The sequence below is a fragment of the Hymenobacter algoricola genome, assembly GCF_039539525.1.
Classification (GTDB): Bacteria; Bacteroidota; Bacteroidia; order Cytophagales; family Hymenobacteraceae; genus Hymenobacter; species Hymenobacter algoricola.
This window is the reverse complement of sequence record NZ_BAABDH010000015.1, coordinates 91,664-111,779: the sequence shown is the minus strand read 5'-3', so window position 1 is coordinate 111,779 and position 20,116 is coordinate 91,664. Positions and strand designations below refer to the sequence as shown.

The following is a 20,116-nucleotide window of genomic DNA, read 5'->3' as shown; positions in this document are numbered from 1 at the left end:
TTTTTTTGGGGCAATGCTTTTAGGCTTGCCTAAAAATAATTTTAAACGCCTCTCAAATCAAGATGATACAATTGACTACCCGGGGATTATTCCTCTTTCTGCTACTGGGCGCTTGGCTGGCCGGCACGCCCGGCCGGGCCCAATCGGCCCTGGTGCGGGGGCGGGTGGTGGCGGCCGGCCACCCCCTGGAGCTGGTGAGCGTGGCCCTGGCCGGCACCACGCTCGGAGCGGCTACCAATGCGGCGGGAGAATATGAGCTGGCGGCCACGGCTGGCCGGCACGAGCTGGTTTTCTCCTTTGTGGGCTTCGCTACCCGCAGTGTGACCGTGACGCTCCGGCCCGAAAAAGCCGTTGTCGTCAACATCACGCTGCAGCCTGCGGCGGCCAGCCTGCAGGAAGTAGTGGTTACGGGCATGTCGCGGGCCACCGAAATCCGCCGCAGCCCGGTGCCAGTGGCCGTGCTGAGCCGCCGCGAAATCAACCTCAACGGCAGCGGCAACGTGATTGATGCGGCCGTGAAGGGCGTGCCCGGACTGAGTGCGGTAACCACCGGCCCCAACATTTCCAAGCCCTTCATTCGTGGGCTGGGCTACAACCGGGTACTGACGCTCTACAACGGCCTGCGCCAGGAAGGCCAGCAGTGGGGCGACGAGCACGGCATCGAAATCGACCAGTATGACATCGAGCGGATTGAAGTGGTGAAGGGCCCGGCCAGCCTGGTCTACGGCTCGGATGCCGTGGCCGGGGTCATCAACATGCTGCCCCGCCTGCCCGACGGGCCGGCCGGCCAGCTCCGGGGCGACGCGCTGAGTGAGTACCAGACCAACAACAACCTGCTCGGCACGTCGCTGGGGCTGCGCTACCACCAGCACGGCTGGCAGACGGCGGCCCGGGGCTCTTACCGGCTGGCCCAGGCCTACCGCAACGCCGTGGACGGCCGGGTATTCGGCACCGCCTTTCGGGAGCTGAACCTGACCACCATGGCGGGCGTGGAGAAGTCCTGGGGTGCCACGCACGTGTACGCCACCCTGTACGACAACTTCCAGGAAATTCCCGACGGCAGCCGCGACTCGCTGACGCGCCGGTTTACCCGGCAGGTTTTCGAAGGCGGCCCGGACGACATCAAGCGGCGGCCCCCGGTGCCGGCGGCCGAGCTGGCTACCTACCGCATCAATCCCCTGCACCAGCACATTCAGCACTACCGCCTGCTCAGCCGGACCCGGCTGCGCCTGGGGAGCGGGGAGCTGAACGTGCTGCTGGGCGCGCAGCAGAACGTGCGCCGCGAGTACAACCACCCCACGGCCCCGGCGCAGGCGGGCTTGTTTGTGGCCCTCACCACGACCAACTACGACCTGCGCTACGCCGCCCCCACCTGGCACGGGCTGGAAACGACGCTGGGCGTGAACGGCATGCACCAGCGCAACACCAACCGCGACGCCACCGACTTTCCCATTCCGGACTACACGCTCTTTGATGCCGGCGGCTACCTGTTCGTGAAGCGCACCTTCGGCAAGCTGGACCTGTCCGGGGGCCTGCGCTACGACGGACGGACGCTGAGCTGGCCGGATTTCTTCGTGGAAACCGACCCGACGACGGGCTTTGCCCGCCGGGGCCGCGCCGTCAGCGGCGGGCCGGCGCCCCAGTTCGCCGATTTTCGAACCCGCTACCACGGCATTTCGGCCAGCGCCGGGGCGGCCTACAACCTTTCCGAGAAGCTGCTGCTGCGGGCCAACGTGGCGCGCGGCTACCGGGCACCCAACATCACGGAGGTGGGCTCCAACGGCCTCGACCCCGGCGCCCACATCGTGTACCTGGGCAACCGCAGCTTCGGCCCCGAATTCAGCCTGCAGGAAGACCTGGGCCTGAGCGTCTACCTGCCCGACGCGGAAATCAGCGTGAGCGGGTTCAACAACCACCTGACCAACTACATCTACCAGGCCCGCCTGACCGGCCCCGACGGCCAGCCCGTGGTGCTGGTACCCGGCAACGCTACCTACCAGTACCAGCAGGGCCGGGCCCGGCTCTACGGCGCCGAGGCCACCGTCAATCTGCATCCGAAGATGGCGCCGGGGCTGGAGTTCAACAACAGCCTGGCCTACGTGACGGGCCTGAACAAAGAGGCGGCGCTGCTGGAAACGAATGGGGCCGCCGCCCGGTATCTGCCGTTTATTCCGCCGCTGCACCTGCGCTCCGAAGTGCGTTTCACCAGCCCGCAGCCCCTGGGGCCGCTGGCCCGGGCGTACCTGCGGGCCGGAGCAGACTACAACGCCGCGCAAAACCGCTTCTATGCCGTCGACAACACCGAAACCCGCACCGCCGGCTACACCCTGTTCAACCTGGGCGCCGGCACTACGCTCACGGCCGGACCGCAGCAGCGCGAGTGGCTGCAGCTGTTTGTGCAGCTGGACAACGTGCTCAACACCAGCTACCAGTCGCACCTGAACCGACTGAAGTACTTCGAATACTTTGCTGCTTCGCCCACCGGCCGTAGCGGCATCTACAACATGGGCCGTAACCTGAGCGTGAAAGTTATCCTGCCGTTTTAGGCCGGAGGCAGCCACTTTTCGTAAGCGCTGCATCTTTCCTTGTACCACGCCGATGTTTTCACTTTCCGCACGCCGGGGGCACTTCTCCTCCCTCTGCTTCGCCGGCCGGGGCCTGCTGCTGGCGGCGGGCATGGGGCTGCCCCTGCTCACTCAGGCCCAGGATACGGGCTCTACGCCCGCCCAAGGCCGGGACTACACCTTGTTTCGGCCCGTCCCGCGCGACTCGCTGCAGGAGCTGCGGCCCGACCGGCCCGGCGTATCCGAGAGTCCTTTTACGGTCGACCCGGGCCATTTTCAGGTGGAAAGCGACTTACTGCGGCTCCTCAACAAGCGCGCGCCGGACCACCGGGAGCGGGACCTTCACTTCAACCACGTCCTGCTCAAGCTGGGTCTCACCATGCGCACCGACGTGCAGGTGCAGCTCGACTCCTACTCCTGGCAAAAGCAGTGGAATGAGCAGCAGCAGCCCGAGCGGCGCCAGGGCTTCGGCGACCTGACCGTGCGGGTAAAGCGCAGCTTGGCCGGGGAGCATGGCAAGCCCGACGCGCTGGCGGTAATGGCGCTGGTGCGGCTGCCCGTGGGTAGCGCAGTAGGTACCCGCGCCGCTGAATACGGCCTGATGGTGCCCTACAGCCACGATTTCAGCAAAGAGCTGAACGTGCAGATCCAGCTGCGCAGTGAGCTGAACTACGACGACGCCGCCAGCCGCCGCTTTGTGCTGCTGGGCCCCAGTACTGCCATCGACTACGAGTTTTCCCCGTTCTGGTCGGCTTTCGCCGAAGTGGCAGGCCAGTGGGATGTCCGCCAGACGGCCTGGCAGGCGTCGGTCAACGTGGGGCCGCAGCTGCACCTGAGCAACAACCTGATTCTGGATGGCGGAGCCCACCTGGCCCTCACGCCCGCTACCGACCACGAGTATTTTCTGGGCTTCAGCTTCCGCCACTAAGCCCACCCAGCTGGAAGTCTGGTTCCTGAACTGGTATCCAGAAAGTAGAATGGCCGCTTCGGAAGGTCTGAAGCCGCCCTCCCGTCTGGCGGCGGGGTCACACCAGTCCCTTGAGCCGCGCAAACTCCTGCCCCAGAATGGCTTTATCGTCGGCACCAAGCCAGTCGTGGAGGACGGTAGCGTAGAGGCTGCGGAAGTCGAGCTGGTGCTTCAGGTCGCCCTGGTCGAGGTTGAGCAGGTCGGGGGCGGCGTTGAGAATTCCTTTTTTGCGCAGGCCGCCGCCCAGCAGCAGCACGTTGTTGGCCGTGCCGTGGTCGGTGCCGTTGCTGGCGTTCTGGCCCACGCGGCGGCCGAATTCGGAGAAAACCAGGATCAGCGTGTTGTCGAACTGCCCGCTTTTCTGCAGATCTTCCGCGAAGGAGGCCAGCCCGTCGGACAGGTCGCCGAGCAGCTTGCCCTGCTGCTCCTGCTGGCGCACGTGGGTATCGAAGCCGGTGAGCGAGACGTAGAACACCCGCGACTCGATGCCGGAGTTGATCAGCTCAGCCGTGGTTTTCAGGTTTTTGCCGAACTCCGTGTTCGGGTAGGCAATGGCCGACTTGTAGACCTTGGACGTCTGGTAGAGGTAGTCGGCCGAGGAGGTGGTTTCGGCCAGCGTCTTATACAGGTAGTCGAGCTCGGCGCCGCCGGCCGCGCCGGTTTCCCTGCTTACCTGCGCCAGAAAGCGGTTTTGGGTTATCTGGTGAAACTTCTCGGGGTTTTTCAGGGCCAGGCCCTTGCGGGCCGTGCCCTTCATGGCCAGGCTCAGCGTGTCGTCTACTTCCAGCCCGTTGTAGGGCGCCTGGCAGCTGGGGCAGCTCGAATCGAGGTAGCGGCCCAGCCAGCCGGTCGTCACGTACTGGTCGGAGGCCGAGCCGCTCTGCCAGATGTCCATCGAGCGGAAGTGCGACCGGTCGGGGTTGGGGTAGCCCACGCTGTTGAGCACGCCCACGTGGCCCTGGTCGTAGAGGCCCTTCAGGCGGGTCATGGCGGGGTTGAAGCCCAGGTCCTGGTCGAGGGTGAGGATGCCGCTCTGCGGCCTGATGCCCAGCGTGGGCCGGGCGCGGTAGTAGATGTCGTTACGGTAGGGAATAATGGTATTCAGGCCATCATTGCCGCCCCCCAGCTGCACCACCACCAGGCGGCGCCCGTTGGCGTCGCGCAGCGCCGGCAGCCCCTGGCGGTCCAGCGCGTGCAGGAATTTGGGCACGAACAGCAGGCTGCTGGCCAGTACGGAGGTCTTCAGAAAATTACGGCGGGAGGTAGACATAGCGGTGGTTTTGGTTAGGCCGTCAGGCAAGCGAAGCATCGCGCGTGGCGGCATTGGAACAGGCATCAGACGTCAGCACGCGGGATGCTTCGGCTGCGCCTCGGCATGACGTTCCTTACTGACTCACTTACATCAGCTGGTACTCGGGCAGGCTCAGCAGGCTGGTGACCATGGTGCGCAGGCGGCCGTCGGCGGGGCCGGCGGCGGCGGCTTGCTGGATCAGGGCCAGGTTTTCGGGCCGGATCGGGGCCTGCAGCAGAAACCGGCTGAGCTGGGCGGCCTGGGCCGCAGGCGCCGTTTGGGCCAGCAGCTGACTGAGCGGCGCCAGCTTCACCCGGGCTTTGACCTGCTGGCGGAACGTGCGGTCGGCTCTGGACACGGAGGGCGCGAGGTCGTTTTCGTCTTCCTTGAGGGCAATGCTGAACTCGGCATTCCGGAGCAGCACCTGGGGCAGCTGCAGCCTAAACACCAGGGACGACGAGTCGATCCAGTTGCGCCCCCCGGGCCAGCCGGCCACATTCGGGGGCTGAAACAACGTCTGCCCCAACGCTTTCTGGAACACAATCAGGGGCTGCTCATTTTCCAGCTCCAGCCCCAGGGTGCGCTTGATGCCGGCCAGCAGCTCGATGGGCGACTTGATGCGGGTGCCCACGTTGGCGGCGTCATAAAACCAGTCGGCCGAGAATATTCGCTCCAGCAGGTCACTGATGTCGTACTTGCTCTGGAAGAAGGCTTTGGCCAGGGGCTGAATATGGGCCGGATTCGGCGTGTCGTTGACGAAGAACCGGTAGATTTTGGTGGTCAGAAACTCCGCCGTCCGGGGCTGGTCGAGGATAATTGCCAGGACGTCCTCGCCGCTCAGGTTGCCGGTGCGGCCCAAAAAGGTTTTGGCGCCGTCGTCGTGCTGCTGGGCCCGGAAGGTGTACTGGTTGCCGGCGTTGTAGCCCCAGCCGGTAAAGGCGCGGGCCGCCTCCTTGACGTCCTGCTCCGAGTAGTGCCCCCGCCCGATGGTGAACAGCTCCAGGACCTCGCGGGCAAAGTTCTCGTTGGGGTGCTGCTTTTTGTTCTGCTGGTTGTTGAGAAACTGCAGCATGGCCGGTTCCCGGCTCACGGCCAGCAGCAGGTCGCCGAAATTGCCCAGGGCGCCTTTGCGCAGGGTGTTGTTGAGCTGCAGGGCCGCGTCGGGGCGGCGCACCCGGCAGGCAAAGTGGCCGTGCCAGAAGAAGGTCATCTTCTCGCGCAGCTGGGCCGGGGAAGTGGCCATCCGATTGAGCCAGCCGGTGTTCATGCGGTAGAAAGCTTCCCGGATCTGCCGGTTCTGCTGCTTGCGCTGCTCGGCCGTCATCCCCTTTTTCATGGTCATGGCCTGCGGGTCCAGGCGCAGGTCGGGGGTGGGCGGCGGGGTGAGAGCGGCTGTTTCGGTGTAGCGCATCTGCTCGGAGTAGAGCGGCTCCGCCGGCTGCGAGTCGTGAAAAAGCTGCCTGAGGGCCTTGCGGGGCGTCAGGCCGGCGGCCACGTCGGCGGGCCGGGCTCCGAAGCCCGCCCGCCAGTACAGATGCTGCAGTTGCTGTTGCGTCGTCATGGGGGTTGGACGGCCGGCAAGGACGGGGGTTTAACAGCCGACCGCTGGAAAGCAGCCCTGGCATTGCAAGAGCGCAGGACGAAGCAATCCGTGCTCTGAAAGAAAAACAGCGTTGGCCTGCCTTAAAAGCTTGCTTCAAAAGTCGCCCTTAGCCGACGTCCGCACGTGATAAACGGCCAAAAAAGCCTGTAAAAGGCTCTTTTTGGATAAAAATAGCCTCCCCCCTACTCTTCGCTACCTTCTGCCTGAAAATACCGGTTCCCGAAACAGATTTACATCATCAGAATGTCGTTAGCGGCCTACGAACGGCTTTGCGTTATCCGGTATGCATTCCAAGGCCGGGAGCTGGTAAAAGCGTCCTTGAAACCAACTGTATCAATTGGCTCACGTTGCGGACTACTAAACGGCTGCCCCAGCGGGGCGGCAGGTTGGTAGCATTCCGTCAACCTTAGCCGTTTGGAAGCCCCAGCGGTCCACCGCCTCTTGGCCTGTGTCCAACAATACCGGAATTGTGCCCTCCCCTCGCCTAGGGCACAGAAACCAACATACTCGTTGTACCAGATGCTGCCCCGCCGGGGTAGTGCGCGGCTCCGCAACCTGGGCCAGGTATTATTGCAGTGGAGCTGCTTCGACAAGCTAACGCCAGCTGCGCATGACGTTCTGCATTCACTACGCCAACTTCTGCACCATCATGAAAATACCGGCCGGCTACAAGGCGGGCAGCGGGTGCCCGAAATGCTCGTGCAGCAGCTGGGCGACTTTAGCTCTGGACAGCGGCTTAATGATGGTGCCGGCGGCGGGCAGAGTGCGGAGCCGATCCGCGTCCTGGGGGTTGAGGGAAGTGGTGAGCATGAGCACTACGCTGGCGCCGCGGCGGGCCGGGGGCAGCTGGGCGTAGGCTTCGAGAAACTCAAAGCCATTCATGACGGGCATGTTGATGTCGAGCAGGATGAGCACCGGGCAGGTGGGCGCGCCCGGCTCCGGGCAGTGCGCGGGCAACAGGTCGAGGGCCTGGCGGCCGTTGGGGGCCACCAGGATGTGGGCGGCGACGCCCAGCCGCTCCAGGAGCAGGCGGTTGAGGTAGTTGGTGGTATCGTCGTCGTCCACGAGCAGGACGCAGGGTAGCTGGGGCATCGGGAGGGAGGCGGAAGTACGGGCAAACTTACGCAGGCGGGGTGTCGGCGACTGGAAAGTACACGAAGAAGGTGGTACCGGTGCCTTCCTGGCTGTGGACGTCGATGCGCCCCCCGGCATTTTCGACCATGCGCTTGACCATGAACAGGCCAATGCCGGTGCCCGCCACGTGGTCGTGGAAGCGCTGGAACATGCCGAACAAGCGCGGCTGCTGGGCCAGCGGAATGCCCAGGCCGTTGTCGTGGATTTCGAGCACCTGGTAGCCGGGCTCGGCGTGGCAGCTGACAGCCACGTGCAGGGTACGGTGCGGCGAGCGGTACTTGAGGGCGTTGCTGAGCAGGTTGAACAGGACCGAGCGCAGGTATTTTTCGGGGAAGAGCACGGGCGGGCACTGGTCCACGTCGCGGGTGAGGCGCCCTCCCGACGCGGCCAGCTGCGGGGCCAGATCGAGGCACACGTCGTCGAGCACGGCCGCCACGCTGACGGCGACGGCGGCCGGGGCGTATTCCTTTTGCAGCCGGGTGATGTCGGTGAGGTGGTCGAGAGTGCGCTGGAAGCGCCCCACCGAGTCGGCCATCCGGGCGAGGATGGGGCCGACCGGCAGGGCGGCGGCCAGGTCGGCGGGCAGCTCCTCGTGCAGGGCATCGAGCAGGCCCTCAATGTTGGCGATGGGCTGCTTGAGGTCGTGCGAGGCGGAATAGATGAAGTTATCGAGGTCGGTGTTGGTGCGGATGAGCTGGCGGTTGGCGGCCGTGAGCTGCGCGTTGGCCTGGGCCAGCTGCTGGCGGGCCAGCACCTGGTCAGTCACGTCGGTGGCCACGGCGGCCACGCTGTCAATGCGGCCCTGGGCGTCGCGCAGGGGCTGGTACACGAAGTTGAGGTACACCGTGGCCAACTCCCCGGCGCGGGGCAGCTGGGCCGGCAGCTCCTGGGCCGCGAAGGCCTCGCCGCTGGCCACAACCTGGTCGAGCAGCTCCTTGAAGCCCTGGCCGCGCACTTCGGGCAGGGCCTCGTACAGGGCCTTGCCCCGCACTTGCTCCGGGGTGCGGCCCCAGAGCTCGGCCATGAGCGGGTTGGCCACCTCGATGACGTACTGCGCCCCCCGCAGCACGGTGATGGCCACCGGGGCCTGCTCAAACAGCTCGGCCAGCTGCACCTGCTGGGCCTCGCGCTGCCGGCGAGTCAGCACCCGCTCGGTCACGTCGTAGGCGAAGACGGAGATGCCCGCCGTGCGCCCGGCCTCTTGAAACGCCTGGTAGGTGAAATCGAAGTACATTTCCTTCGAGGGCTGACCGTCGGGCTGGGTAACGGCCAAATGCATCTCGTGGCCAAAGTGCATTTCGCCGGTCTGGAATACCCGGTCGAGCAAGGCCACAAAGCCCTGTTCCACGGCTTCGGGCTGCAGCTCCGCAATGGGGCGGCCTCGCCGGAGGCGGCCGGCCGGAAACAGCTGCTCGTAGGCGGGGTTGTAGTAGTCGAGGCGGTGAGTGGGTTCGCGCAAAATGGCCACGCAGGCCGGGGTTTGCTCGAACACCTGGAAAAAGGCTTCGCGCTGGGCCGCGGTCTGCTCGGCGGCGGCCAGGGTTTGGGCCTGGGCCGCCTCGGCCTGCCGGCGGGCCAGCACGCGGTCCGTCACGTCGATGATGAAGCCGAGCACGGCGTGGGGCGGCTGCTGGCCGTGGCGCAACGGCAGGTAGGCCAGGTCCAGGTACATGTCCCCCTGCTGCCCGGTGCGCGGGTCGCGGGCATAGGCGGGCACCTCCTGCCCCTGGTAGGGCTCGCCGGTGCGCAGCACCCCACGCAGCGAGGCCAGAAACCCCTGCTCTGCTACTTCGGGAAATACCTCTACTGCCGGGCGACCCAGCACGGCCCGGCCCTGTGCCAGGTACTGATACGCCTCATTAAAGAAGCCGAAGTGCAGGGCCTCGCCCTCGAACGCAACTACGCTGGCCGGAATGGAAGAGAGGATGCTGGTCAGCAGCTGGTCTTTTTCCTCGAGCTGCTGCTGGGCCCGCTTCAGGTCGTCGATGTCAAGGTTGGAGCCGAACCACTGGCGAGGGCGGGCGGCGGCTTCGGCGGCGGCCAGCGGCTCGGGCACGCCCTGGCTGGCAAACCAGCGGTACTGCCCGTCGGCCCCGCGCAACCGGAACTCGTAGCCCCAGGGGCGCCCGCCGGCCAGGGCCGCGCTGTACTCCTGGGCCACGGCGGGCAGGTCGTCGGGGTGCATGAGCTGCGGCCAGGTCTCATTGCTGTCCGCATCGGGTCCCATGCCGGTGTAGGCGTACCACTGCGGGCTGATGTACAATATTTGCCCGGCCTGGTCCACGGTGAAGCTGGTGCTGGGCAGGCTTTCCGTCACGTGCCGCAGTTGCCGGGCCGTGGCTTCGGCGGCAGCCTGGGCGTGGCGCAGGGCCTGGGTGCGCTCAAACACGCGGGCTTCCAGCTCCTGGTTGAGCTGGGCCAGCTCGTGGGCCTGGTCTTGGAGCCGCTGGCGGGCGCGCACTTGTTCAGTGGCTTCGTGGCCCACCACCAGCACCCCGTCGATGCGGCCGGCAGCGTCGCGGGTGGCCTGGTAAATAAAGTCGAAGTACCGGGGCACGGGCGGGCCCGGCCCGGCCTGGGGCAGGTATGCCGAGGCCTCGGTGGCCGCGTAGGTTTCGCCGGTGCGGTACACGTCATCGATTAGCTCGAAAAAGCCCTGGCCGGCCAGCTCGGACGCAGCCTGGCGGTGCGGCCGGCCGGTCATCGGCCGGCCCCCAAAAAGCTGCTCGAACCCCTCGTTGGCCAGCTCCACCACGTGGTCGGGGCCGCTGAGGCGGGCCATGAGCACGGGGGCCTGGGTGAAGACGTTGAGCAGGCGCTGGCGCTGGGCTTCGGCCTGGGCGCGGGCCGCCTGCTCGCGGGCCTGGCTCTGGCGCAGGGCCACTTCCACAGCGGTGCGGGGCTGGTCGGCGGTGTCGGTGACGCACACGAGCAGGCCCTCGCCCACGCGGCGGGCCGTGGCCCGGAAGTAGTTGTCGTAGCCGTCGTTCTGGTAGTTCAGCTCGAACTGCGCCGGCTGGCCCGACAGGTAGGCATCGCGCTGGAAAACAAAGGCCCCGTTGGCGGGGTCGGTACTGTGCGGAAACTGCTGCAGGTAGCTGACGGCGGGCTGGGGGGGCAGGCCCAAAATGCGCTGCGCGGCGGGGTTGAGGTAGGCAAAGGTGAAGTCCACCAGCTCGCCGGACGGGCCGTAAACTGGTAGGAACAGCACAACCCCGGTGAGCGAGGCATCGAGCAGGGCGGGCAACAACTCGGCGGCTGGGAATTGGGCAGGTAGAACTTCGGACATAAGCAAAGGGGAATAACGGAGACGCACCCACCGGGCCACCGGGCCAGGCCCGTTTTCCAAAGGGACCCCCAAAACCCTAACGTCGGGCAGACGTCGGGGGTTTGTAGGCTCACGGAGTTTCCCTCATTTCAGAGGAGGGACTGACGCCGCTTAATGGGCGGAATGCTTTGCTCGCAACGACAGTCCGTCAACTCAGAACCGGGCGCCCAGCACAACGGTCTTCTTATATTCCCGCCGGCCGCCGCCGTTGGGCTCAAACAGCTGAATGTGCAGCACGTAGTAGCCCACCGGCGCTTTCTGACCCTGGTCGGTCAGGCCGTTCCACTGAAAAAAGCCGCTGGTGGCCATGGTTTCGTTGCGCACCAGGCGGCGGGTGAGGCGGCCCTGCGCGTCGTACACGGTGATGCTGGCCGCGTAGCCGGGCTGGTCGAGGGTGTAGTTGAGCGTAGTAAAATCCTGCTGGCCGTCCTCATCGGGCGTGAACACCTCGGGCTCCATCCGAAACAGCTTGTCGCCGCCGGGGTCTTCCTGGTACTGGGAGTTGGGGCGGCCGGGGGTGGCGTAGCCCACGGTGCTGGCCGCCGAGTGGAAGTTGGCCGCCGTGCTGGGCCCGTCGGTGCGGATGCGCTCCAGAGAAACCCCGTTCAGGTCGCTGAGCAGGGCCAGGTGCTGCTTATCCGAGTACGCCACCCGGTCGAGGGGCCGCCCCAGCCCGTCGAATACCACCACGGTGCCGGCCTCATCGGGGAAGGTAGGGAAGCCGGCCATGGCCAGAAAAACATTGGGGTCGTTGGCCGGGTATGTGCTCTGCACCAGGTCGGGGCGGGTAGTCAGCACCAGCAGCTGGCCCGGGGCCAGCACGTAGGGGCTGCTGCTCACCGGTTCGGCATCTACCGAGCCGTCGGGCTTTTCATTGCCCAGCTGCCAGCCCTGCACGTTCAGGTACTTGGCCGAGCGGTTGAGCAGCTCCACGAAGTCGACGCCGCCGGTGCGGGGATTGAACAGGATTTCGTTGATGACGACATCGTTGGCCACCGCTGCCGCGGGCAGGGCAAATGTGGCCGAAGTGGCCGGCCCCGCCGCGTTGCCCACGCAGTCGACGGCCCGCTGCACGCGCACGGTCTGGGCCTGGCTGGGCAGCAGGGGCGTGCCGAGCATCAGGTCCACGGTGCGAAAATCGGGTCCGCCGGGGCTTACCTGGGTGATGGTATTGGCCGGACTCAGCTGGTAGAGCCCGGGGCTGGCGGCCTGCACGCTGTCCAGCTTCTCACCGAAAAACAGCCGGACAGTGGTGGCGCTGATGGCCAGGGCCCGCAGCAGCGCGGGCGGCGTACGGTCGGGGTTGGTGGCCCGCACGCTGTTGGCGCGGCCGGGCGTGCCGCCGCTGGGGTCCACGCTGGCGGTCCAGTTCTCGAGGCCGCCGCAGGGGTTGGCGGGGTCAATCAGCTCCAGGCTCCAGCCGCCCTCCTTCTTGCTGTTGTCCTTGTACCAGGTGCTCGAATAATTGACTTCAAACAGAGTGCGCCCGCTGCGGCCGCGCAGCACCAGCTGGTCGCCGTCGTTGGTCAGGGTGGGGAAGTTGGGCAGGGCATACACGGTGCCGTAGCGGGCAAACAGCAACCCGCGGGTACTGCTGCACACCACCGCGTACTGCCCCGGATTCAGGCGTGTGGTATCCGGAAACACCGCCGCGGCCGTGCTGCTGCCGGTCTTGAACAGCTGCACGCCGCCCAGATCCAGGATGCTGGTGGAAGGGTTGTGAATCTCCAGGTACTCGGCGGCGGGCAGCCCGACGGCCGGCGTTTCGTCAGGAAATACTTCGGTGATGACTACCTGCCCGGCCAGCGGGGCCACCGGCAGCGCAAACGTAGCCGACACGGCCCCACCCGTCGCGTTGCCCGCGCAGTCGACGGCCCGCTGCACGCTGGCGGTGAAGAGCTGGTTGGCCGGAATGGCCGAGCCCAGCGTCAGCTCCACAGCCCGGAAGTCGTAGGGCACGGCCCGCACGCCCACGATGGTCAGCGCGGGCTGGATGGCGTACAGGGCCGGGGCAGAAAGCTGCACGCTGTCCAGCTTTTCGTCGAACTCCAGCCGCAGCAGCGTGGGGCTGACGACGGTAGCGCGGCGCAGGGCCGGCGGCGTACGGTCGGCATTGGCGGCCCGCACGCTGTTGGCGCGGCCGGGCGTGCCGCCGCTGGCATCGGTGCTGGCGCTCCAGTTGGCCGCGCCGCCGCAGGGGTTGGCGGGGTCAATCAGCTCCAGGCTCCAGCCGCCGTCTTTCTTGGCGATGTCGCGGTACCAGGCGTCGGAGTAGCGCACCTGAAAGACGGTGCGGCCGGTGGGGCCGCGCAGCAGCAGCTCGTCGCCGGCATTGCTCAGGGCCGGGAAGTTGGTCAGCCCGAACACCTTGCCGTACGGGCTGAACTGGGCCGTGCGGGTGCTGCCGCACACCACGGCGTACTCGCCGGGCAGCAGGCTGGCCCCGGCCGGAAACACCGCCGCCGTGCTGGTGCTGCCGGGCCGCAGCAGCCGCACCCCGCCCAGGTCCAGCGTAGCCGTGGCCGAAGGGTTATGAATCTCCAAAAACTCCGAGGCGGGCAGCCCGACGACCGGGGTTTCATCGGCCAGAATTTCGGTGATGAGCAGCTGGTTGAACCCCGGTCCCACGGCCGGGGGCGAGTAGGTCACGGTGGCCGTAGCCGGAAACGGGGCGCTGTTGCCGTAGAGGTCCGCCGCGTTGCGCACGGTCAGCGTGTTGGAGCCGCTGGCCAGGTCGGCGGCCAGCGTGAGGTGAACCAGGGCCGGGTCGGTGGCGTCGCGCGCGGCGCTGAGCACGGCCGGGGTGCCGGCGTTGAGCTGGTAGCTGCCCACGGGCTGGACCGCCGCTACGGCCTCGTTGAACTGCACGTCGACCTGCCGCCCGCTCAGGCTGCTGGCGCTGAGCAGCAGGGGCGCATTGGCATCGGTGATGCGGAAATCGTCGAAGTGAAAGCTGCGGTTGTTGGCCGAGGAATACAGCAGCGACACTCCGCACCAGGCGCTGCGCTGGTAGGTGGCGTCGGCGCCGGTACCCTCACTGGCGAAAGTGGTGCCGCCGGTCAGGTCGCGCTCCAGGGTCCAGACGTTCTGCAGGCTGCGCGTGACGCGCACCCGCACCAGGTTGTTGGTGGCGGAAGCCAGTGTGCCGTCGGCGCCGTTGACCACGTACACGGGCGTGGCCGGGGCATCCTTGCGAAACAGGGCCACTTCATCGGCCGTGCCGCCCAGGCGCACGAAGTAGCCTTTGGTGCCGGTAGTCTTCAGGCTGGCCTGGTCGGCCATCAGCCACACGTCGGCGTAGTTGGCGCTACTGGTGGCAAACCGCAGGTTGGCCCAGAACTCCCAGGTGGTGCCGGTGCTGGCCTGGCAGGGCGTGAGCAGCTCCAGGGTGCTGCCCGTGACGCCCGGGCCATTGCTTTGCAGCTGCTGGGCCGTAACTTGGAACCCCGTAGCATCGCCGGTCCAGGTCGGGTTTTGGGTGAAGTCGCCATCGGTGAACGAATCCGTGAGCTGGGCTTGCACGGGGCCGGCCAGCAAGGCCAGCAGGCAGAATAGCAGATGTTTCACGCGGATTGGAGTAGTGGTTTTCGCATCGGTAACGGCAGGCGGCAGAATACTTCGGCTGAGTCATAATAGGCGGCCAAGCGGCAGCTCCGGAACCCAGCGGGAATATACCCATAATTCAATCTGTTCAAACAATATTATCTTTTCCCAGGCCTCCACGGGTCGTTGAATCCTTCCTGAAATGAAAGTAGCTGTCGTTGGTGCCACCGGCTTAGTGGGTGGCGAAATGTTGAAAGTACTGGCCGAGCGCAACTTCCCGGTCACTGAGCTGCTGCCCGTAGCCTCCGAGCGGTCGGTGGGGCAGGAAATCGAGTACCAGGGCAAGAAGTACAAGGTGGTGAGCATGGCCGACGCCATTGCCGCCCGCCCGGCCGTGGCTATTTTCTCGGCCGGCGGCTCAGTATCCAAAGAGCAGGCCCCGCACTTCGCCGCCGTCGGCACCGTGGTTATCGACAACTCCTCGGCCTGGCGCATGGACCCCACCAAGAAGCTGGTGGTGCCCGAAATCAACGCCCGGCAGCTCACGGCCGACGATAAAATCATTGCCAACCCCAACTGCTCCACCATTCAGATGGTGCTGGCCCTGCACAAGCTGCACGAGGCGTTTCAGATCCGGCGCATCGTGGTGAGCACCTACCAGAGCGTGACGGGCACCGGCAAAAAAGCCGTGGACCAACTGCTGGAGGAGCGGGCCGGGCAGACGGCCGCCAACCCGGCCTACCCCCACCGCATCGACCTGAACGTGCTGCCCCACATCGACGTGTTCGAGGATAACGGCTACACCAAGGAGGAAATGAAGCTGGTGAACGAGACCAAGAAAATCCTTTCCGACGACACGATTCAGGTGACGGCCACCGCCGTGCGCATCCCGGTGCTGGGTGGCCACTCGGAGGCGCTGAACGTGGAGTTTGCCCGCGAATTTGACCTGGCCGACGTGTACCGCATCCTGCGCGCCACCGACGGCGTGGAAGTGGTGGACGAGGTAGCCGCCAACCGCTACCCCATGCCCAAGGATGCCCACGGCAAAGACGCCGTGCTGGTCGGCCGCATCCGCCGCGACGAGTCGCAGCCCCGCACCCTGAATATGTGGGTGGTGGCCGACAACCTGCGCAAGGGCGCCGCCACCAACGCCGTGCAGATTGCCGAGCACATGATTCAGCTAGGCTTGCTGAAGTAGCTTCCGACACCCTATATTTCTCTTCGTTCACTATTCCGCATGTCAGTTAGTCGAATCGTGGGCTTCGGGCTCACTGGCTTATTCTTATCGTCTGCTGCCGCCTCGGCTCAAACGGTAGCGGCACCTGCCGAGCCAGTGTATACCATGGCGGAGCATATGCCGCGCTTTCAGGCCGCCGACAGCACCACGGCCAGCGTGCTGCAGTACATAAGCCGTGGTGTCCGCTACCCCAAGGAGGCGCTGCAGGCCGGGGCCAGCGGTACGGTGTTCGTAACGTTTGTGGTCAGCAAGCAGGGAATGGTAGAGCAGGCAAAGGTCATCAGGGGCGTCCAGCAAGCACTGGACCAGGAAGCCCTGCGCCTGATTCAGACGATGCCCGCGTGGCAGCAGCCCGGCCGGCAGGGCGGCCAGCCGGTGGCCGTGCAGTACACGGTACCCGTGCGCTTCAACATGCAGCGCGGCCTAGGCAGCGTGCTGGCCGCGCCCTCGGCCCGGGAGGAAGCCGCGGCGGGCAACAAGCCGGCCGTTTTCACCCACGACCCGCTGGGCGTGGTGCATTATCTGCAGGGAGCCACACAAGGCGTTAAAGCCCCAAAAGGCGGTGTGGTCACCGTGTCGTTTACGGTGCAGACCGATGGCAAAGTCGGCGCGGCGCAGATAGTATCCGGCCTTGCGCCCGAGGCAGATGCGGCCGTGCTGCAGGCGGTGCAGCACATGCCGGCCTGGAAACCCGGCATGCAGCAGGGCCAGCCCGTGGCGGTGCCGTTTACCAGGGTGCCCGTCCGGATCAACAGCAACTAGCCACTCCAAAGCCTGCTTACCCTTGCCTGACTTTCAACTTATGCCGGCGCGCCTGTTTGTTGCCGCTACTGGAATTACGTTGCTGATAAGCAGTGCTGCCCGGGCCCAGTCGGCCCTGCCTGCGGCTGCCGATACTGGCCGCATCGGCAACCAGGTGTACACGTACGTTGAGCAGATGCCCCGCTTCAACGGCGGCGGCACTGACTCCATCTTTTCATACCTGGCAAAAACCATCCGGTATCCGCAGCAGGCCTTGGACCAGCGCGCGGAAGGGCGGGTTTTCATTAGTTTTGTCGTGGGTACTACCGGAGCGTTGGAAGAGGTAAAAGTGCTCAAGGGTACTCATCCGCTGCTGGATGCCGAAGCCCTGCGGGTTATTCAGAGCATGCCGGCCTGGGCGCCGGGCCGGCAAGTGGGCCGCGCCGTCCGGGTGAACTACACCTTACCCATCACCTTCCGCCTGCCCACGCCAGCCCAGGTACGCCGGTTCAACAGGAACTGACCCGGGCTGCACCAGGGGGTGTGATGGCGCCCACCGGCTTTGGGACTGATGTTACGCACCACTTCGGCGCACTGTCTGGAAATGACCTTTTCCGAAACCTCTAAAGTGTCTTGGGGAAGCATGGACGCAATCTGTGCGCAACGTCAGTTGCTAGGAAAGCTGACAGCGATGAGCTAAGGGACGCTTAAAGGCCCCCGTTAATGGCTCAGCACTTAACGACTGACAACCCTTCTACTTTTGAACGAGTATTTGAGCCAGCCGTGATGTATTTAACTCGTAATTCTCTGGTACGCCTGGTAGTGCTGGGCACCGCGGGGGCTTTCGGAAGTTGCACCGCCACCCAGCCGGGCCCAGGTGCGCTAGCGGCCGACCGGCGGGCCATTGTGCAGGTGCTCACGGCGCAAACCGCGGCCTGGAACCGGGGCGATATACCCGGCTTCATGCAAGGTTATTGGCAGTCCGATTCGCTGGTGTTTATTGATGGCAAGGGGCCAGCTTACGGCTGGCGGCAAAACCTGGCCATCTACCAGAAAGTCTACCCAAGCCCGGCCGCAATGGGTAAACTGGATTTCAGTGGCCTTCGAATTACGCTGGTGGCCCCCGCTGCGGCGCAGGTAGTGGGCCACTGGCACCTGGCCCGCCCCACCGAGGGCGACGAGCAGGGGTATTTCCTGCTGGTGCTGCGCCAGCTGAATGGCAAATGGGTGGTAGTGGCTGACCACACGAATTGATGGCTCCTTGCTGTTTAGTTACCTGATGTTACGCGGCAGGGTATAGCCCGAGCTTTGTAGTTTGCGCTACACTCGCAGCGGCCCTTGAACTAAGACACTGCGTGACGTCAGCTCAAGAGGACCCCGGCTGCCGGCGGCTTCGCGCACAGAGTTGTCAGGCTGGTTGCACCCGAAAATTAAATCCGGGCCGGGACCCGGAAGCCGGGCCGGAAGCCAGTATCTTTCGCGGCTGCTTTGGTGAGTCCGGATGCTGCCGGGGCAGTTTTTTCACTTTTCAGGCCCTTATTCTTCCTCTATGCGCTTACCCCTACCCTTGGCTATGGCGGCCACTCTGCTGCTGAGCAGCAGCTGCGCGACTATCGTCAGCAAATCCGTTTATCCGGTGGCTTTCTCCAGCGACCCGCCCGGTGCCTCCTTCACCATCACCGACGTCAACAAGAAAGAGGTATTCACCGGTACCACGCCCACGGTGGTGCCCCTCAAATCGGGTGGCGAGTATTTTCAGAAGCAGGTTTATTCCATTGCCTTCTCCAAGCCCGGCTTTGAAACCAAGACGATGACCATCACGTCCGACCTCAACGGCTGGTACTTCGGCAACCTGTTGTTCGGCGGCTTTATCGGGCTGCTGATTGTGGACCCGATCACCGGCGCCATGTACCGCATTCACGATACGCAGATGCAGGCCACGCTGCTTACCAGCGGCCAGGGCCTGGCCCCCACCACCAAAGGCGGGCTGCAGATTGTCTCCATTCAGGATATTCCGGCGAACCTGCGCAGCCAGCTGCAGCCGCTAACGCCGCAGTAGTCCGGCCGCCGGTTTCTTGGCTTACTGGCAAAAAGGCCCCGGACGTTCGCGTCCGGGGCCTTTCTACGTCTTACTGCCCATGCACCGCCGCCGCAAAATCGACTAGGGCCCGCCGCACGGCGGACGGCTCCTCGAAGTAGGCCAGGTGCCCGACCTCGGCCAGAAACAGCGCGTGGGCTACGGGCGCCAGCGGGGCCTGGGCGACCGAATGCTCCAGCGGTACGGCCAGATCTTCCTTGCCCGCTACCAGCAGCACCGGAAACTTGGCCGTGCCCAGCACCTTGGTGCGGTCGGGGCGGGCGGCCATGGCGCGCAGGCCGCCGATAATGGTTTCGGCCGGGGTAGCCTTGCCGATTTCCTCCAGAAACTCCCGCTGCCGCCCCATCGACTCCCGGTTGGCGGGCGCAAACAGCGGGCGGATGAAGGACTCCATAAACTTCTCCACCCCGTGCCGCTCCACAAAGGCCACGTTCTTTTCGCGGCTGGCTTTCTTGTCCTCGCTGTCGGCGTAGGCCGAGGAGTTGATCAGCGCCAGGCCGGCCACCCGCTCCGGCCACCGCTCGGCGAAGGCCAGGGCCACGTAGCCGCCCATGCTGTGCCCCACCAGCAGAGCTTTTTCGACGCCGGCGGCCTGCAGCTTCTCCGCCACGTAGCGCGCCTGGGCCTCCATGCTGTAGTCGCGCACGTCGTGGATGTTGGTGCCGTGGCCGAGCAGGTTCAGGTTCACCAGGCGGTAGTCGGCAGGAAAGCCGGACAGCAGCTCGGACCAGATTTCGCGGCTTTCGGCGAAGCCATGGAGGAAAACAAGGGTTGGTTGGGTTGACATATCAGGGCAAAGGTCGGCGGATAAGACGGGGCGAGCCGCCGGCTGGCGACTCCTCTGTTGAACGATGACGCCCGCTTAGGAATAGCAATGGCCACAACGATGGAGACGCAAATATGCGGCGCTACCTTCATTTAAACGCAAAGAAGCCGAAACAGCCCGGGCTGCTTCGGCTTCTTTGCGTTGGTGACAGGCCGGAGGCCGCCGGGCTGAGCCGTTGGCTTGGGGCTGCCGTCCGGCTCAGGCAGGCTTGCTGAACTGCAGGCTGGCCGAGAGCTTCACGTCTTCGCTCACCACGATGGCCCCGGCTTCGGTCACGCCGCTCCAGGTCAGGCCGAAGTCTTTGCGGTTGATTTTGCCGGTCACGTCGAGGCCGGCCTTGGTGTTGCCGTAGAAGTCGCCGGTGTTGCCGCCGTACTCCACATCGAAGGTTACGGGCTTGGTCACGCCGTGCAGGGTCAGGTGGCCGTTCAGCTTGTAGTCCGAGTCGCCCGTTTTCTCGAAGGAGGTCGATTCGAACGTCAGCTGCGGATACGTGGGGGCGTCGAAGAACTCGGCGCTCTTGAGGTGCTCGTCGCGCTGCTCCTGGTTGGTGTCGATGCTGCTGATGTCGGCCGAGAAGCGCACTTTGGCGTTTTCGAATGAGTCGCCATCGGTTTCGGCTTCGCCTTCAAACTTCTTGAACGAGCCCGTGACGGTCGAAATGACGAGGTGTTTTACTTTGAACTGAACTTCGGAGTGGGTTGGGTCAAGCGCCCATTTGGTCGTGGCCATGAGGAAGGGGAAAGTTGAAAGTGAGCAGAGCAAGCGTTAGAGCTGACGAATC

The 20,116-nt window shown here is 65.1% G+C and carries 14 protein-coding genes; 7 read left to right on the top strand and 7 right to left on the bottom strand.

Features of this window, described 5'->3' with window-relative positions; translation table 11 throughout:
• Positions 1-62 precede the first annotated feature (62 nt).
• Both ABD842_RS03855 and ABD842_RS03850 read left to right on the top strand, forming a co-directional pair.
• Positions 63-2,546 (top strand): TonB-dependent receptor, encoded by a 2,484-nt coding sequence (locus tag ABD842_RS03855; protein WP_345110315.1) that lies wholly within the window; start codon positions 63-65, stop codon positions 2,544-2,546.
• Between the two features lie 52 nt (positions 2,547-2,598).
• Positions 2,599-3,492: a transporter gene (locus ABD842_RS03850; RefSeq protein WP_345110312.1), complete on the top strand. Its 894-nt coding sequence runs from the start codon at positions 2,599-2,601 to the stop codon at positions 3,490-3,492.
• A 97-nt stretch (positions 3,493-3,589) separates the two neighbouring features.
• Here ABD842_RS03850 and ABD842_RS03845 read toward each other — a convergent pair whose 3' ends face one another.
• The 5 genes from ABD842_RS03845 to ABD842_RS03825 all read right to left on the bottom strand — a co-directional run bounded on the left by ABD842_RS03845 (position 3,590) and on the right by ABD842_RS03825 (position 14,454).
• Entirely contained in the window at positions 3,590-4,801 is a 1,212-nt protein-coding gene (locus tag ABD842_RS03845; RefSeq protein WP_345110309.1) for a DUF1501 domain-containing protein, read from the bottom strand.
• Between the two features lie 127 nt (positions 4,802-4,928).
• Positions 4,929-6,383: a DUF1800 domain-containing protein gene (locus ABD842_RS03840; protein WP_345110306.1), complete on the bottom strand. Its 1,455-nt coding sequence runs from the start codon at positions 6,381-6,383 to the stop codon at positions 4,929-4,931.
• Positions 6,384-7,091: 708 nt separating this feature from the next.
• Positions 7,092-7,517 carry a response regulator gene (locus ABD842_RS03835; RefSeq protein ID WP_345110303.1) on the bottom strand — a complete coding sequence of 142 codons (426 nt, stop codon included), beginning with the start codon at positions 7,515-7,517 and terminating at the stop codon, positions 7,092-7,094.
• 28 nt (positions 7,518-7,545) lie between these two features.
• The gene (locus tag ABD842_RS03830) at positions 7,546-10,848 is read right to left on the bottom strand and encodes a PAS domain-containing protein (RefSeq protein ID WP_345110300.1); all 3,303 of its coding nucleotides are present in this window, start codon (positions 10,846-10,848) and stop codon (positions 7,546-7,548) included.
• 192 nt (positions 10,849-11,040) lie between these two features.
• Positions 11,041-14,454, bottom strand: coding sequence for a lamin tail domain-containing protein (locus tag ABD842_RS03825; protein WP_345110299.1), 3,414 nt, complete (start codon positions 14,452-14,454; stop codon positions 11,041-11,043).
• Positions 14,455-14,632: 178 nt separating this feature from the next.
• Here ABD842_RS03825 and ABD842_RS03820 point away from each other — a divergent pair, with 178 nt between their 5' ends.
• The 5 genes from ABD842_RS03820 to ABD842_RS03800 all read left to right on the top strand — a co-directional run bounded on the left by ABD842_RS03820 (position 14,633) and on the right by ABD842_RS03800 (position 18,467).
• On the top strand, positions 14,633-15,628 hold the full coding sequence (locus tag ABD842_RS03820) for an aspartate-semialdehyde dehydrogenase (protein ID WP_345110296.1): 996 nt from the start codon (positions 14,633-14,635) through the stop codon (positions 15,626-15,628).
• Positions 15,629-15,784: 156 nt separating this feature from the next.
• Positions 15,785-16,429 carry a TonB family protein gene (locus ABD842_RS03815; protein ID WP_345110293.1) on the top strand — a complete coding sequence of 215 codons (645 nt, stop codon included), beginning with the start codon at positions 15,785-15,787 and terminating at the stop codon, positions 16,427-16,429.
• A gap of 22 nt (positions 16,430-16,451) precedes the next feature.
• The gene (locus ABD842_RS03810; RefSeq protein WP_345110291.1) at positions 16,452-16,931 is read left to right on the top strand and encodes an energy transducer TonB; all 480 of its coding nucleotides are present in this window, start codon (positions 16,452-16,454) and stop codon (positions 16,929-16,931) included.
• A 200-nt stretch (positions 16,932-17,131) separates the two neighbouring features.
• Entirely contained in the window at positions 17,132-17,662 is a 531-nt protein-coding gene (locus tag ABD842_RS03805) for a YybH family protein (protein ID WP_345110288.1), read from the top strand.
• A 295-nt stretch (positions 17,663-17,957) separates the two neighbouring features.
• Positions 17,958-18,467 carry a peptidase associated/transthyretin-like domain-containing protein gene (locus ABD842_RS03800; protein ID WP_345110285.1) on the top strand — a complete coding sequence of 170 codons (510 nt, stop codon included), beginning with the start codon at positions 17,958-17,960 and terminating at the stop codon, positions 18,465-18,467.
• A 70-nt stretch (positions 18,468-18,537) separates the two neighbouring features.
• On the opposite strand, the gene ABD842_RS03795 is transcribed toward ABD842_RS03800, so the two are convergent.
• Both ABD842_RS03795 and ABD842_RS03790 read right to left on the bottom strand, forming a co-directional pair.
• On the bottom strand, positions 18,538-19,293 hold the full coding sequence (locus ABD842_RS03795; RefSeq protein ID WP_345110282.1) for an alpha/beta fold hydrolase: 756 nt from the start codon (positions 19,291-19,293) through the stop codon (positions 18,538-18,540).
• Between the two features lie 237 nt (positions 19,294-19,530).
• Positions 19,531-20,064 (bottom strand): YceI family protein, encoded by a 534-nt coding sequence (locus tag ABD842_RS03790; RefSeq protein ID WP_345110279.1) that lies wholly within the window; start codon positions 20,062-20,064, stop codon positions 19,531-19,533.
• Between the last annotated feature and the right edge of the window lie 52 nt (positions 20,065-20,116).

Coding starts and splice junctions, on each gene's coding strand:
- ABD842_RS03855 (WP_345110315.1), top strand. CDS start 63: ATGATACAATTGACTACCCGGGGATTATTCCTCTTTCTGCTACTGGGC.
- ABD842_RS03850 (WP_345110312.1), top strand. CDS start 2,599: ATGTTTTCACTTTCCGCACGCCGGGGGCACTTCTCCTCCCTCTGCTTC.
- ABD842_RS03845 (WP_345110309.1), bottom strand. CDS start 4,801: ATGTCTACCTCCCGCCGTAATTTTCTGAAGACCTCCGTACTGGCCAGC.
- ABD842_RS03840 (WP_345110306.1), bottom strand. CDS start 6,383: ATGACGACGCAACAGCAACTGCAGCATCTGTACTGGCGGGCGGGCTTC.
- ABD842_RS03835 (WP_345110303.1), bottom strand. CDS start 7,517: ATGCCCCAGCTACCCTGCGTCCTGCTCGTGGACGACGACGATACCACC.
- ABD842_RS03830 (WP_345110300.1), bottom strand. CDS start 10,848: ATGTCCGAAGTTCTACCTGCCCAATTCCCAGCCGCCGAGTTGTTGCCC.
- ABD842_RS03820 (WP_345110296.1), top strand. CDS start 14,633: ATGAAAGTAGCTGTCGTTGGTGCCACCGGCTTAGTGGGTGGCGAAATG.
- ABD842_RS03815 (WP_345110293.1), top strand. CDS start 15,785: ATGCCGCGCTTTCAGGCCGCCGACAGCACCACGGCCAGCGTGCTGCAG.
- ABD842_RS03805 (WP_345110288.1), top strand. CDS start 17,132: ATGGCTCAGCACTTAACGACTGACAACCCTTCTACTTTTGAACGAGTA.
- ABD842_RS03800 (WP_345110285.1), top strand. CDS start 17,958: ATGCGCTTACCCCTACCCTTGGCTATGGCGGCCACTCTGCTGCTGAGC.
- ABD842_RS03795 (WP_345110282.1), bottom strand. CDS start 19,293: ATGTCAACCCAACCAACCCTTGTTTTCCTCCATGGCTTCGCCGAAAGC.
- ABD842_RS03790 (WP_345110279.1), bottom strand. CDS start 20,064: ATGGCCACGACCAAATGGGCGCTTGACCCAACCCACTCCGAAGTTCAG.